16 protein-coding genes are annotated in these 13,887 nt (G+C 60.3%); 8 read left to right on the top strand and 8 right to left on the bottom strand.

Going from position 1 to position 13,887, the window contains the following annotated elements; all coding sequences use genetic code 11:
- Window positions 1-25: 25 nt before the first annotated feature.
- Window positions 26-577, top strand: coding sequence for a cytochrome c oxidase assembly protein (locus tag BMY54_RS00215; protein ID WP_016986464.1), 552 nt, complete (start codon window positions 26-28; stop codon window positions 575-577).
- 25 nt (window positions 578-602) lie between these two features.
- Window positions 603-1,490 (top strand): cytochrome c oxidase subunit 3, encoded by an 888-nt coding sequence (locus tag BMY54_RS00220; RefSeq protein WP_093429494.1) that lies wholly within the window; start codon window positions 603-605, stop codon window positions 1,488-1,490.
- 9 nt (window positions 1,491-1,499) lie between these two features.
- On the opposite strand, the gene BMY54_RS00225 is transcribed toward BMY54_RS00220, so the two are convergent.
- Entirely contained in the window at window positions 1,500-1,703 is a 204-nt protein-coding gene (locus tag BMY54_RS00225) for a twin transmembrane helix small protein (RefSeq protein ID WP_093429495.1), read from the bottom strand.
- A gap of 71 nt (window positions 1,704-1,774) precedes the next feature.
- On the opposite strand from BMY54_RS00225, the gene BMY54_RS00230 reads away from it, so the two are divergent.
- The 5 genes from BMY54_RS00230 to BMY54_RS00250 are packed head-to-tail and all read left to right on the top strand — an operon-like array spanning window position 1,775 to window position 5,683.
- A complete protein-coding gene (locus BMY54_RS00230; protein ID WP_093429496.1) occupies window positions 1,775-2,515 on the top strand; it encodes an SURF1 family protein in 741 nt (246 codons plus the stop codon).
- Entirely contained in the window at window positions 2,481-3,074 is a 594-nt protein-coding gene (locus BMY54_RS00235; protein WP_093429961.1) for a hypothetical protein, read from the top strand. Before BMY54_RS00230 ends, BMY54_RS00235 begins: the two co-directional genes overlap by 35 nt.
- 10 nt (window positions 3,075-3,084) lie before the next feature.
- Window positions 3,085-4,164 (top strand): COX15/CtaA family protein, encoded by a 1,080-nt coding sequence (locus BMY54_RS00240; protein ID WP_093429497.1) that lies wholly within the window; start codon window positions 3,085-3,087, stop codon window positions 4,162-4,164.
- Complete coding sequence (cyoE, locus tag BMY54_RS00245) at window positions 4,152-5,051, top strand: heme o synthase (RefSeq protein WP_093429498.1); 900 nt, start codon at window positions 4,152-4,154, stop codon at window positions 5,049-5,051. The genes BMY54_RS00240 and cyoE overlap by 13 nt, the downstream gene beginning before the upstream one ends.
- Window positions 5,048-5,683, top strand: a complete 636-nt coding sequence (locus BMY54_RS00250; protein WP_008081211.1) for an SCO family protein — start codon at window positions 5,048-5,050, stop codon at window positions 5,681-5,683. Before cyoE ends, BMY54_RS00250 begins: the two co-directional genes overlap by 4 nt.
- A gap of 280 nt (window positions 5,684-5,963) precedes the next feature.
- On the opposite strand, the gene BMY54_RS00255 is transcribed toward BMY54_RS00250, so the two are convergent.
- The 3 genes from BMY54_RS00255 to BMY54_RS00265 all read right to left on the bottom strand — a co-directional run bounded on the left by BMY54_RS00255 (window position 5,964) and on the right by BMY54_RS00265 (window position 8,492).
- Window positions 5,964-6,734, bottom strand: a complete 771-nt coding sequence (locus BMY54_RS00255; RefSeq protein WP_093429499.1) for a MetQ/NlpA family ABC transporter substrate-binding protein — start codon at window positions 6,732-6,734, stop codon at window positions 5,964-5,966.
- Between the two features lie 76 nt (window positions 6,735-6,810).
- Complete coding sequence (locus BMY54_RS00260; RefSeq protein ID WP_016986455.1) at window positions 6,811-7,485, bottom strand: methionine ABC transporter permease; 675 nt, start codon at window positions 7,483-7,485, stop codon at window positions 6,811-6,813.
- Window positions 7,485-8,492 (bottom strand): methionine ABC transporter ATP-binding protein, encoded by a 1,008-nt coding sequence (locus BMY54_RS00265; protein ID WP_093429500.1) that lies wholly within the window; start codon window positions 8,490-8,492, stop codon window positions 7,485-7,487. The genes BMY54_RS00260 and BMY54_RS00265 overlap by 1 nt, the downstream gene beginning before the upstream one ends.
- A 260-nt stretch (window positions 8,493-8,752) precedes the next feature.
- Here BMY54_RS00265 and katE point away from each other — a divergent pair, with 260 nt between their 5' ends.
- On the top strand, window positions 8,753-10,894 hold the full coding sequence (gene katE / locus BMY54_RS00270; RefSeq protein WP_093429962.1) for a catalase HPII: 2,142 nt from the start codon (window positions 8,753-8,755) through the stop codon (window positions 10,892-10,894).
- Between the two features lie 137 nt (window positions 10,895-11,031).
- On the opposite strand, the gene BMY54_RS00275 is transcribed toward katE, so the two are convergent.
- The 4 genes from BMY54_RS00275 to BMY54_RS00290 are packed head-to-tail and all read right to left on the bottom strand — an operon-like array spanning window position 11,032 to window position 13,831.
- Window positions 11,032-11,745: a PA5502 family lipoprotein gene (locus BMY54_RS00275; protein WP_093429501.1), complete on the bottom strand. Its 714-nt coding sequence runs from the start codon at window positions 11,743-11,745 to the stop codon at window positions 11,032-11,034.
- A 37-nt stretch (window positions 11,746-11,782) separates the two neighbouring features.
- Window positions 11,783-12,571, bottom strand: coding sequence for a zinc ABC transporter permease subunit ZnuB (gene znuB / locus BMY54_RS00280; RefSeq protein WP_093429502.1), 789 nt, complete (start codon window positions 12,569-12,571; stop codon window positions 11,783-11,785).
- A complete protein-coding gene (gene znuC / locus BMY54_RS00285; RefSeq protein ID WP_007911759.1) occupies window positions 12,564-13,349 on the bottom strand; it encodes a zinc ABC transporter ATP-binding protein ZnuC in 786 nt (261 codons plus the stop codon). Before znuC ends, znuB begins: the two co-directional genes overlap by 8 nt.
- On the bottom strand, window positions 13,349-13,831 hold the full coding sequence (locus tag BMY54_RS00290; RefSeq protein WP_007911760.1) for a Fur family transcriptional regulator: 483 nt from the start codon (window positions 13,829-13,831) through the stop codon (window positions 13,349-13,351). The genes znuC and BMY54_RS00290 overlap by 1 nt, the downstream gene beginning before the upstream one ends.
- Window positions 13,832-13,887: the final 56 nt, after the last annotated feature.

Here is a 13,887-nt window from a genome sequence, read left to right on the forward strand (position 1 = left end):
AGGGATCTGATGAGAGGCATGAACCATGGCTGATTCGATCTCGATGAAAAAACTCGTCACCCGCCTGCTCGGCGTGGTGGTGGCGATGTTTGTCTTCGGTTTTGCCTTGGTGCCGATCTACGACGTGATGTGCAAAGCCTTCGGCATCAACGGCAAGACCGCCGGGCAGTACGAGGGTGAGCAGGTGGTCGACACTTCGCGCCAGGTGCGTGTGCAGTTTCTGTCGACCAACAACGTCGACATGCCGTGGGACTTTTACCCCAAGCATGACGAACTCACCGCCAACCCCGGCGCGGTCAACGAGATGATCTTCATCGCGCGCAACCCCACCGACAAACCGATGAGTGCGCAAGCCGTGCCGAGCATCGCGCCGAGCAACGCCGCGGCATATTTCCACAAGACCGAATGCTTTTGCTTTACCCAGCAGGTGCTGCAGCCCGGTCAACAGATCGAGATGCCGGTGCGCTTCATTGTTGACCGCGACATGCCCAAGGATGTGAAGCACCTGACGCTGTCCTACACGCTGTTCGATATCACCGCCCGACATCCGCCGGTGGCTGTAAACACTGGCGGTTGAGCGTGCCCGATAAGGAGAACAATAAATGGCAACTCATGAGCATTATTACGTTCCGCCGCAAAGCAAATGGCCGATCATTGCGACCTTCGGCATGGCCATCACTGTGTACGGCCTCGCCACCTGGTTTAACGATCTGAAGGCAGCGCGCCCGGAATCCCACGGCCCGTACATCTTTTTCGTCGGTGGCCTGTTGCTGGCGTACATGCTGTTCGGCTGGTTCGGGGCGGTGATCAAGGAAAGCCGCGCGGGGCTTTATAGCCCGCAGCTCGATCGCTCGTTCCGCTGGGGCATGAGTTGGTTCATCTTCTCCGAAGTGATGTTCTTCGTCGCCTTCTTCGGTGCGCTGTTTTACGTGCGGCACGTCTCCGGACCGGCGCTCGGCGGTGAGGGCACCAAAGGCATCGCGCACATGCTCTGGCCGAACTTCCAGTTCACCTGGCCGTTGCTGCACACGCCGGATCCGAAACTGTTCCCGCCGCCAAAAGAAGTCATCAGCCCGTGGGGCCTGCCGCTGATCAACACAATTCTGCTGGTCAGCTCCAGCGTGACCATCACCATCGCCCACCATGCGCTGAAAAAGGGCCATCGCGGCGCACTGAAAATCTGGCTGGCGATCACCGTGCTGCTCGGCTGCGCGTTTCTCGGCTTCCAGGCTGAGGAATACATGCACGCCTACCACGAACTGGGCCTGACCCTCGGTTCCGGTATTTATGGCGCGACGTTCTTCATGCTCACCGGTTTCCACGGCGCCCACGTGACCATCGGCACGATCATTCTGTTTGTGATGCTGATGCGCATCATGAAGGGCCACTTCGACAACGAGCACCAGTTCGGCTTCGAAGCGGCGAGCTGGTATTGGCACTTCGTCGACGTGGTCTGGATCGGTCTGTTTATCTTCGTCTACGTACTCTGAGGATCACCACTACCAAGGCGCATGCGACACCAATTGGCCGCTGTAAAAGCCCCAGGCGATCAAGCCGACGGCGGCGGCGGCCAATGCCACCCGAACACTCAAGGCGATGACCAGGCGATTCGAGCTGCTGTCGTCCTTGACCAGGAAAAACAGGCCGCTGAACAGGCTGATCACCGTGGCAATCAGCATCAGGACGATGGCTGTTTTGAGCATGGGAAGAACTCCGGGGGACAGGCGATGCAGTTGAGTATAGCGATCGCAACGACTGACTTTGTGGCGCAGCCATGAAGCGCTTTCGCCCGGGCGTGATACCGACCGTGGTGGTGGCGTTGTTGCTGCCGTTGCTGGTTTCGCTAGGCTTCTGGCAATTGAGCCGGGGTGCCGAGAAAACCGCTCTGCTCACCAGCTACGCCGAACGCCGCGCGGCCGAACCGATGGCCAGCAGCGAACTGCTCAATAGCGCTGATCCGGCTTATCGCCGCGTGCATCTGCACGGCCAGTTCGATGCCGCGCACAGCTTGCTGCTGGATAACCGTCAGCGTAACGGCAAGGTCGGTGTCGAGCTGCTGCAACCGTTTCAGGATCAACGCACAGGCCTGTGGCTGCTGGTTAATCGCGGCTGGCTGCCGTGGCCGGACCGCCGCGTGCCGCCGCAATTCACCACGCCTTCCGAAGCCTTGAATGTCGATGCCTGGGTCTACGTCGCCCCCGGCGCCACTTTTCAACTTCATGCCGATCCGGTCAGCAACACCTGGCCGCAAACCATCACTGCCGTCGAACCCGCCAAGCTGTGGAAAACCCTTGAGCGCGACGGCTTTACCTACGAGTTACGCGCCGAACCCGGCCCGGCCAGCTACGAGGCCGATTGGCCGGTGGTCGCCATGGGCCCGGAAAAACACCTCGGTTACGCCGTGCAGTGGTTCGCCATGGCCACCGCCCTGCTCGGCCTCTACGTCTATTTGGGCTTGCACAACGCAAAGGAGAAACACCATGGGAACGGCCATGAATCCACCCAGCATGTCTGAGGCGAAACCTGCCGCCACCCGTCGTCGCGGGCGCATTCAGTTGCTGCTGATATTGCTCGGCGTGATCGGCCCGATGGTGCTCGCCACCGGCATGTACAAATTGCAGTTCTGGGTGCCGGAGGGTCGCAGCTATCACGGCGAACTGATCGGCAACGGCCAGACCCGCGCCGACCTCGGCGTGCAGGCCGACGAGGAGCGCTGGCAGATGCTGGTCACCGCGCCGAAGGATTGCGCGGTGGATTGCCAGCAACTGGTGTATCTGGCGCGGCAGATCCAGATCGGCCTCGGTCGCGATGCCGGCCGCGCCAGCCACGCTCTCGCCATGGCGCAACCGGTGAGCGCCGATTACGAGGCCAAGCTCAACCGCGAATATCCACAGCTGCAACGCTATCCGCTGGACGCTACATCGTTCAGTAAAACCACGGGCGACAAAGCCACGCCGCAGCTGTGGATCATCGACCCGCACGGCAACCTCGTGCTGCGTTACGAGCCGAATGTGAAGGGCAAGGATCTGCTCAACGACCTGCGTCATCTGCTGAAACTGTCGAACATCGGATAAGGGCATCGTCATGGCCAAACCTGGATTTTGCCTCGCGCTGTTTGCCACCCTGCTGGCGCTGATTGTGGTGCTGCTCGGCGCCTATACGCGCTTGACCCACGCCGGCCTCGGCTGTCCGGACTGGCCGGGCTGCTACGGTTTTATCAGCGTGCCGAAAAGCGAAGCGCAACTGGCCCATGCCGAACTGCATTACCCCGACTCGCCGGTGGAGGCGCACAAGGGCTGGAACGAGATGATCCACCGCTACTTCGCCGGCACCCTCGGCCTGCTGATTTCAATTCTCGCCGGGCGCGCGTGGGTCAATCGACGCCATCCGGGACAGCCGTTGAAGCTGCCGCTGTTTCTGCTGGCGGTGGTGTTTGCGCAAGCGGCGTTCGGCATGTGGACGGTGACGCTCAAGCTCTGGCCGCAAGTGGTCACCGGGCATTTGCTCGGCGGTTTTGCGACGTTGAGTTTGCTGTTTTTGCTGACCTTGCGACTGTCCGGCGTGCTGCCGGCGCTGACCGTGCCCAAGCGTTTGCAGTATTGGGCGACAGCGGGATTGTTGTTGGTGATTGGCCAGATCGCGCTGGGTGGCTGGGTCAGTTCCAACTACGCGGCGGTGGCCTGCATCGATTTCCCGACCTGCCACGGGCAATGGCTGCCACCGGCAGATTTCGCCAATGGCTTTCACCTGACTCAACACATCGGCCCGAATTATCTCGGCGGACAACTCGACAGCGATGCACGCACGGCGATTCACCTGACTCATCGTATCGGCGCGCTGCTGGTGACGCTGGTGCTGCTCGGCCTCGCCTGGCAATTGAAAGTGGTTGGCATGACGCGGCTGGCCGGGCTGGTGCTTATTGCCCTCGCAGCGCAGATCACCCTCGGCATCAGCAACGTGCTGTTCCATCTGCCGCTGCCGGTGGCGGTCGCGCATAACGCTGGCGGCGCGGCGCTGTTGCTGACCATGGTGCTGGTCAATTACCACGCGCGCACCAGCCTGGTCCGGGTCAAACAACCGGTGCTCGCGCGCTGGCGCCTGAGCCCGCGCAAACACGCGGCCGCGCCCATCACCATAAAAGGAGAAACGCCGTGGCGATTCTGATTGGCGAGCGCCCGCATCAGGCGATCTGGCGTGATTATCTGGAGCTGACCAAACCGAAAGTCGTGGTGCTGATGCTGATCACCTCGCTGGTTGGCATGTTCCTCGCGACCCGTGCCGGGGTGCCGTGGACGGTGCTGGTGTTCGGCAATCTGGGGATTGCCCTGTGTGCCGGTGGTGCGGCGGCGGTCAACCATGTGGTGGATCGGCGCATCGATGCGGTGATGGCGCGTACGCATAAACGGCCGCTAGCCGAGGGCCGGGTTTCACCGGCGGCGGCACTGACGTTTGCCTTGGTGCTGGCGTTGCTCGGTCAGGCGTTGTTGCTGACTTTCACCAATCCGCTGACCGCTTGGCTGACCTTGGCTTCGCTTCTTGGTTATGCAGTGATTTACACCGGCTTCCTCAAACGCGCGACGCCGCAGAACATCGTCATCGGTGGCCTCGCCGGTGCTGCCCCGCCATTACTGGGCTGGACCGCAGCCACCGGCCACGTCAGCGCCGAACCGTTGTTGCTGGTGCTGATCATCTTCGCCTGGACCCCACCGCACTTCTGGGCGCTGGCGATTCATCGCAAGGAGGAATACGCCAAGGCCGACATCCCGATGCTGCCAGTCACCCACGGCGAGCACTACACCAAGGTGCACATTCTGCTCTACACCTTCGCGCTGCTGGCGGTGAGTCTGCTGCCGTACGTGATTCACATGAGCGGCATGCTCTACCTGATTTGCGCGCTCTGCTTGGGCGCGAGGTTTCTGCAATGGGCCGTGGTGCTGTACCGTGGCACTCGGCCGCACGCGGCGATCAACACCTTCAAGTACTCTATTTGGTACTTGTTCCTGTTGTTCATCGCCCTGCTCGTAGACCACTACTTACTGTTGAACCTATGACTCGAACCCAGAAAACCGTCTTCATCCTCGTCGCCGTGATCGCGCTGATCCTGGGACTTACCGTCAACAAAGTGCTGAGCGGCAAGGGCCAGGGCGACCCGACTGCGCTGATCGACGCCGGCATTATCCTGCTGCCGCAGAGCCGCAATCTGCCGGATGTGACGATGACCGATCAGGACGGTAAACCGGTGGCGATCAACGAGTTGAAAGGCAAGTGGAGCCTGCTGTTCTTCGGCTACACCTTCTGCCCGGACATCTGCCCGACTACGTTGGCGCAGCTGCGGCAGATCAAGAGTGAACTGCCGAAAGACGCTGTGGACAAGTTGCAGATCGTGCTGGTCAGCGTTGACCCGAACCGCGATAACCCGAAGCAGTTGAAGCAGTACCTGGGCTATTTTGATCCGCAGTTCATTGGCCTGACACCGACTTCGATTGAAGAGCTGCAGAAGGTGGCGAACGCGGTGAGTATTCCTTTTATTCCGGCGGATACGAGCAAGCCAAATTACACCGTCGACCATAGCGGCAATCTGGCGGTGATCGGGCCGGACGGGACGCAGCGTGGGTTTATTCGGGCGCCGTTGAACAATGCCAAACTGGTTGCGCAGCTGCCGGTCATGCTTAACCGCAAGTAATCGCCTAAAGGCAAAAGCCCCTCACCCTAGCCCTCTCCCAGAGGGAGAGGGGACTGATTGGGGGATGCTGACGAAATACGCCGACCTGTAAGCGCTGTGCTGAATCCATAATCGCCAAGATCGTTCAGATCGATGTAGAACGCAAGACACCTCGGTCGGCCCCCTCTCCCTCTGGGAGAGGGCTGGGGTGAGGGGAAGCTTCACAGCAGGTCCAAAGCCAAGCACAAGACACAAAAAAGGGGACGCACATGGCGTCCCCTTTTTCGTTGCAACAACCCAATCAGAACGCCGGCAATACTGCGCCTTTGTACTTCTCGGTAATGAATTTCTTCACTTCCGGGCTGTGCAGCGCAGCAGCGAGTTTCTGCATCGCGTCGCTGTCTTTGTTGTCCGCGCGGGACACGAGGATGTTCACGTACGGCGAGTCGTTGCCTTCGATTACCAGCGCATCCTTGGACGGATCGAGCTTGGCTTCCAGCGCGTAGTTGGTGTTGATCAGCGCCAGATCGACCTGGGTGAGCACGCGCGGGATGGTCGCGGCTTCCAGTTCACGGATTTTCAGGTCTTTCGGGTTTGTCGCGATGTCTTTGACGGTCGACAGGATGTTGGTCGGATCCTTCAGAGTGATCACGCCCGCCTTGGCCAGCAGCAACAGGGCACGGCCGCCGTTGGTGGCGTCGTTCGGAATCACTACGTTGGCACCGCTTGGCAGATCCTTCAGATCCTTGAGCTTGCTCGAGTAGGCGCCCAGCGGCTCCAGGTGCACACCGGTCACGGCAACCAGACTAGTGCCCTTGGCCTTGTTGAACTCATCGAGGTACGGCTGGTGCTGGAAGAAGTTGGCGTCCAGACGCTTTTCCGCGACCTGTACGTTCGGCTGAATGTAGTCGGTGAAGACCTTGACCTTCAGTTCCACGCCTTCTTTGGCCAGAGCTGGCTTCACGAACTCGAGGATTTCCGCGTGCGGCACCGGGGTGGCGGCAACGGTCAGGGTTTCGGCGTGGGCCGAGAATGCTGCAACGGCAGCGAAAGCAGCGATCAGTTTTTTCATTCAGCTAACTCCTTATGAGGCGCCCGTCTGGCGCCTGCCAGCGAATGGCCGGCTCATCTCTTGATTACAAAACCGGTTATTTGCGCGAGAAATGCACAACCAGTCGATCACCGACCATCTGCAGCACTTGCACCAGAATCAACAGCAACACCACGGTGACGATCATTACGTCAGTCTGGAAACGCTGGTAACCGAAACGGATCGCCAGGTCACCCAGACCACCGGCGCCGACCACACCGGCCATCGCCGTGTAGGACACCAGTGTAATCGCCGTCACCGTAATCGCCGCGAAGATGCCCGGACGGGCTTCCGGCAGCAAAGCGTTCATGATGATCTGCCGCGTGGTCGCGCCCATCGACTGGGTCGCTTCGATGATGCCGCGATCGACTTCACGCAGCGCGGTTTCCACCAAACGCGCGAAGAACGGTGTCGCACCGACTACCAATGGCGGAATCGCACCGGCCACGCCCAGCGACGTGCCGGTGATCAGCACGGTGAACGGGATCATCACGATCAACAGAATGATGAACGGCAGCGAACGCAGGATGTTCACCGCCAGCGACATGAATGCGTAGAGGCCACGGTTTTCCAGCAATTGACGCGGGCTGCACAGAAACAGCAACACGCCCAGCGGTAGGCCGAGTAATACGGTGAACAGCAGCGAACCACCGAGCATCAGCATCGTGTCGCCGGTGGCCAGCCAGATTTCGTACCAGTCGATATTGGTGAAGAAACTGATCAGGTCTTCCATTAGCGCAATACCTCCATGTGAACGTCAGCGGCGGTGAAGCGGGCAAACGCCGCTTCCATGTCGCCACCGGTGACGGCGAGGGTCAATTGCCCGTACGGAATGTCTTTGATGCGGTCGATGCGACCGGCGAGGATGCTGTAGTCGACGCCGGTTTCCCGGGCGACGGTACCGAGCAGCGGCGCGTAGGTCGCTTCGCCCTGGAAGGTCAGACGCACAATGCGGCCCGGCACGTGAGCGAAGTCATCACGCTGTTCGCTTTCGTCGATCTGCTCGCTTTCCTGCACAAAACGCTTGGTGGTCGGGTGTTTTGGATGCAGGAACACATCGGCGACCGAACCTTGCTCGACGATCACACCAGCGTCCATTACGGCCACTTGATCGCAAACGCGACGGATCACATCCATCTCGTGGGTGATCAGGACGATGGTCAGTTTCAGTTCGCGGTTGATCTCGGCCAGCAATTGCAGGACCGACGCGGTGGTCTGCGGGTCGAGGGCACTGGTGGCCTCGTCGCACAGCAGAATCTTCGGCTTGGTTGCCAGGGCGCGGGCGATGCCGACGCGCTGCTTCTGGCCACCGGACAATTGCGCCGGGTACTTCTTGGCGTGGTCGGACAGACCGACCCGAGCCAGCAATTCGGCAACACGCTTGTCAATCTCGCCGCCCGACAGTTCGCCGGCCAGGGTCAGCGGCAACGCAACGTTGTCGGCCACGGTCTTGGAGGCAAGCAGGTTGAAGTGCTGAAAGATCATCCCGACTTGCTGACGGAAATGGCGCAGGCCGTTTGCGTCCAGTGCGGTGACTTCTTCGCCGTCGACGATGATCTTGCCGCCACTGGAGTCTTCCAGGCGATTGATCAGGCGCAGCAGGGTACTTTTGCCCGCGCCGGAATGGCCGATCAGGCCGAACACCTGCCCGTTCTCGATGGAGAGACTGGTCGGATGCAGCGCGGGAATGTCCTTACCGGCGACGCGGTAAGTCTTGTGGACGTTTTGAAACTCGATCACGTAGCGAACCTTGTGGGGCGCGTTAGAAAAGGATCAGCGGTTAGCCGGGCGCGCATTTTAGCCTGTCCGTATAGAGGTTCTTAGCATTTATTTCGCAATTAACCTTCGATTTGGCAATAACAAGATCAAAGGTCATAAAAAAGGAACGCCCCCAACGCCTCATCAGTCACTAAGTAAGCGACTTGAAAACCCTGGGTGCCGTGCCCGGGAACCACTCAAGAGTCCCCGGCAAACCACGGGGTCAACCGAGGAGTTTACGACTGATGAGCAAGAAGCCTACGTCCGACAAAAGCCAAATGGCCGGAACCGATACCCCGGATCGTGCCAACACCAACGCCAAACTCGACAGCCTGGAGAAATTCCGCTCCGACGCCACTGGCCAGGCGCTGCGTACCAACCAAGGTGTGAAGATTGCCGACAACCAGAACACCCTCAAGGCCGGCCCGCGCGGGCCGTCGCTGCTTGAAGATTTCATCATGCGGGAAAAGATCACGCATTTTGACCATGAGCGGATCCCGGAACGCATCGTCCACGCACGCGGCACCGGGGCGCATGGTTTTTTTCAGGCCTACGAGAACCATTCGACGCTGACCAAAGCGGGTTTCCTGCAGGATCCGGGGAAAAAGACACCGGTGTTCGTGCGCTTTTCCACGGTGCAGGGGCCGCGTGGCTCCGGCGACACCGTGCGCGACGTGCGCGGCTTCGCGGTGAAGTTCTTCACCGATGAAGGCAACTTCGATCTGGTCGGCAACAACATGCCGGTGTTTTTCATCCAGGACGCGATCAAGTTTCCCGACTTCGTCCACGCGGTGAAACCCGAGCCGCACAATGAAATCCCCACTGGCGGTTCGGCGCACGATACCTTCTGGGACTTCGTTTCGCTGGTCCCGGAATCAGCGCACATGGTCATCTGGGCGATGTCCGATCGGGCGATCCCGAAAAGCCTGCGCAGCATGCAGGGCTTCGGCGTGCACACGTTCCGCCTGATCAATGCCGAGGGCAAATCGCGCTTCGTCAAATTCCACTGGCGCCCTACCGCCGGCACTTGTTCGCTGGTGTGGGACGAGGCGCAGAAGCTTGCCGGTAAGGACACTGACTACCACCGTCGCGATCTGTGGGAAGCGATCGAGATGGGCGATTACCCGGAATGGGAACTCGGCGTACAGATCATCGAGGAGGAAAACGAGCACGACTTCGATTTCGACATCCTCGACCCGACCAAGCTGATCCCCGAAGAAATCGTGCCGATCACGCCGCTCGGCAAAATGACCCTGAACCGCAACCCCGACAACTTCTTTGCCGAGACCGAGCAGGTCGCGTTCTGCCCTGGCCACATCGTGCCCGGTATCGACTTCTCCAATGACCCGCTGCTGCAAGGTCGGCTGTTTTCCTACACCGACACGCAAATCAGCCGACTCGGCGGGCCGAACTTTCATGAGTTGCCGATCAACCGGCCGGTGGCACCGTTCCACAATGGCCAGCGTGATGCGCAGCACCGCACGGTGATCGACAAGGGTCGCGCCTCGTATGAGCCGAACTCGATTGATGGCGGCTGGCCGAAAGAAACCCCGCCGGCCGCACAGGACGGTGGCTTCGAGAGCTATCCGGAACGCATCGACGCGAACAAGATCCGCCAGCGCAGTGAGTCGTTCAGCGATCACTTCTCCCAGGCGACGTTGTTCTTCAACAGCATGAGCGATCACGAGAAGGAGCACATCATTGCCGCTTACAGCTTCGAGCTGGGCAAGGTTGAGCGTGAGTTCATCCGCGCGCGGGAGGTGAACGAGATTCTCGCCAACATCGATCTGGAACTGGCCAAGCGTGTGGCGGCTAATCTGGGCTTGCCGGCGCCTACCAAAGGCACAGTGGATGCGCGCAAGGTGTCTTTCGATCACTCGCCGTCATTGAGTCAGGCTAATTTGCTGCCAGAAAACATCAAAACCCGAAAAGTGGCGATTCTTGCTGCCAACGGCGTCGATGGTGCGGCGATTGATGCAATGAAGAAGGCATTGGCCGCTGAGGGTGCGCATGCCAAGTTGCTCGGCCCAACTTCAGCGCCGGTGAAGACCGCTGACGGCAAAACGTTGCCAGTGGATGCCTCGATGGAAGGCATGCCGTCAGTGATTTTCGATGCGGTGTTCGTACCGGGTGGCGCGGCGTCGGTGAAGGCGTTGAGCGGCGATGGCGTGGCGTTGCATTACCTGCTGGAGGCGTACAAGCATCTGAAGGCGATTGCGTTGCAGGGTGATGCGAAGCAGTTGCAGGATTTGCTGAAGCTGGAGGCTGATGCTGGATTGCTGCAGGGCAAGGATGTGCCGGCGTTGACCAAGCCGTTCTTTGCGGCGATCGGGCAGCATCGGGTTTGGGCGCGGGAGCCTAAGGCGAAGGCCATTCCGGCTTAAAAGCTTCGTTGGCTGAAAGGACGCTTTCGCGAGCAAGCTCGCTCCCACAAGGGATCTCTGGTGAACACAGATTTTGTGTCAGGCCCGAGATCAAATGTGGGAGCGAGCTTGCTCCGGGCGGCGTTCCGACGAAGCTTTTAAGGTTTACGCGGACTCAAGACCATCTGCGCCGGTACTGTGCGCAGAGTTTGCTTCACAATCTTCAGATCAAAATCCGGATTCAATTTCTTGACCCGCTTGGTCAGCAACGTCGCCAACCAAGGATAATCATTGGTCCGTGGCGCCTGAATCGTCACCCCACACTCATAATTCACCACATCAGCGGCGATCGCGTCGAGTTGCCGACGAAGTTTGCGGCTATCGGTGATGTTCAGCGCAACCGTGGTGCTCTCGGCAGTCGGATCAATCACTTTGGCTTTCGGCTTGGCCTCGGCGGCCAGCAATGCAGCCTCAGCCTTTTCCAGCTCAGCCTTGCGCGCTTCAGTAATGGCACCGTTGACGCCACCGGTCAGCGCCGGCGCTTTCGGCATCAACGCGCGGGCACGGCTTAACGCCGTAGCGGCAGCATTCACATCGCCCTTCTGCAGCACAATCTGGCTGCGACGCAGATACGCTTCGGCCAATTGCCGCTGGTATTGCTCAAGGGATTGATCGTTGGGGGTTTCTTTCTGCAAAGCGGCCAACTGATCTTCGGCAGTGGCCAGCTCGCTGCTGGCCAGGCTTTGCTCCAGCTGTGCGATGGCCGCAGCTCGCGCATCGGGGACTTCGGCCACCGGCGGCGTGCTTTGGCAGGCGCCCAGTAGCACTGAAAATGCGACAAGGAGCAGATAACGGGAGGCGAACGGCTTCATTCCTGCGACTCTCTATTTGCGCAAAAAGCGGCCAAGTCTACACCCCACGACGGGGCAGAACAAAACTCAACAGAAACAGTGCGGCCGCCGTCACAACGATAGACGGCCCCGCCGGGGTGTCTTTGAACCACGACAGCGCCAGCCCGCCACACACGGCGAGCATGCCCAGCAGGCTTGCGCCCAGTGCCATCTGCTCCGGCGAGCGGGCGTGACGCTGTGCCGCAGCCGCCGGGATGATCAACAGTGAAGTAATCAGCAACACTCCGACGATTTTCATCGCCACCGCAATCACCACCGCGATCAACAGCATCAGCGCCATGCGCAGGCCCGCCACCGGCAGACCTTCAACTTTGGCCAGCTCTTCGTGCACGGTGATCGCCAGCAATGGCCGCCACAGTGTCACCAGCAATGCCAGTACCGCCGCGCTGCCACCGAGGATCCACGCCAGATCGGTCGGGCTGATCGCCAGCAGGTCGCCAAACAGATAGGCCATCAGGTCGATCCGCACTTCATGCATGAAGCTTAGTACCACCAGGCCGAGAGAGAGCGTGCTCGGTGCGAGAATTCCCAACAACGTGTCGGACGCCAGCGGTTGACGCTGTTGCAATGTGACCAGCAGCACCGCCAGCAACAGACAGCCTACGGTCACCGCAACGGTCGGGCTGACATCCAGCAGAAAGCCCAGCGCCACACCCAGCAACGCGGCGTGGGACAAGGTGTCGCCGAAATACGCCATGCGCCGCCAGACCACAAACGAACCCAGCGGACCTGCAACGATCGCCAGCGCCAGACCTGCAAGCAGGGCATACAACAGAAAATCAGCCATGCTTGCAGTTGTCTCCGTGAACGTGAGGTTGGCCAATAACCGGCCCTTTGACCACCGAACCGTGCAGGTCGTGAGCGTGGTCGTGATGGTGGTGATAAACCGCCAGGCTCTGCGCGTTCTTGCCGAACAGCTCGACGAACGCAGGATCGCCGCTGACCTGCTCGGGATGCCCGGAACAGCAGACATGACGGTTGAGGCAGACCACTTGGTCGGTGGTGCTCATCACCAGATGCAAATCGTGGGACACCATCAACACGCCGCAACCATGACGATCGCGCAGACGGGTGATCAGGCTGTACAACTCCGCTTGGCCGGCGACGTCGACACCCTGCACCGGTTCATCGAGCACCAGCAATTCCGGCTCGCGCAACAACGCGCGAGCGAGCAGCACGCGCTGCATTTCACCGCCGGAAACGCTTTGCACCGGGCTGTCGATGACGTGTTCGGCGCCAACTTCTTTCAGCGCAGCCAGCGCGCGCGGCCGATCAACGCCCGGAACCAGGCGCAGAAAGCGCAGCACCGACAACGGCAAGGTCGGATCGACGTGGAGTTTTTGCGGCATGTAACCGACGCGCAGCTTCGGCTTGCGCCAGACACTGCCGCTGTCCGGCTTGAGCAAGCCGAGCACGGCGCGCACCAGCGTGGTCTTGCCGGCGCCGTTGGGGCCGATCAGGGTGACGATCTGCCCCGGCTCGACGCTCAGCTCGATGTTGTCCAGCACAGCCTGCCCGGCAAACGTGACGGCGACCTGCTCCAGACGGATCAGCGCATTGCTCATCAAGCCCCCTGGCAACCGGAACACAGGCCGACGACTTCGACGGTCTGCGCTTCGACGATGAAACCAACGTCTTTGGCGCTGTTGATGATCGCGTCGCTGATCACTTTTTGCTCAAGTTCGATGGCGGCGTGGCAATCGCGACAGATCAGGAACTGACCCTGATGCGCGTGCTCCGGGTGCACGCAGCCAACGAAGGCGTTGAGCGAGGAGATGCGGTGCACCAGGCCGTTTTCCAGAAGGAAATCCAGCGCGCGATACACGGTCGGCGGCGCGGCGCGGCGGCCGTCCTGCTCGCTGAGCACGGCGAGAATGTCATAGGCGCCCAGCGGTTTGTGGCTCTGCCACACCAACTCCAGCACCCGGCGGCGCAACGCGGTCAGGCGCAAGCCTTTCTGGGCGCACAAGGTATCGGCCTCGGACAAAGCGCTGTGCACGCAATGAGAGTGGTCGTGGGGACGGCTGGCAATCGGTGTAATAGGCATGGGCGGCGACGAGTTTTGATAGAGACGTTATTATGTTACCCGTTCTCGCCTCCTTG

Origin of the sequence: Pseudomonas sp. ok266, assembly GCF_900110195.1 — a bacterium.
GTDB lineage: Bacteria > Pseudomonadota > Gammaproteobacteria > Pseudomonadales > Pseudomonadaceae > Aquipseudomonas > Aquipseudomonas neuropathica.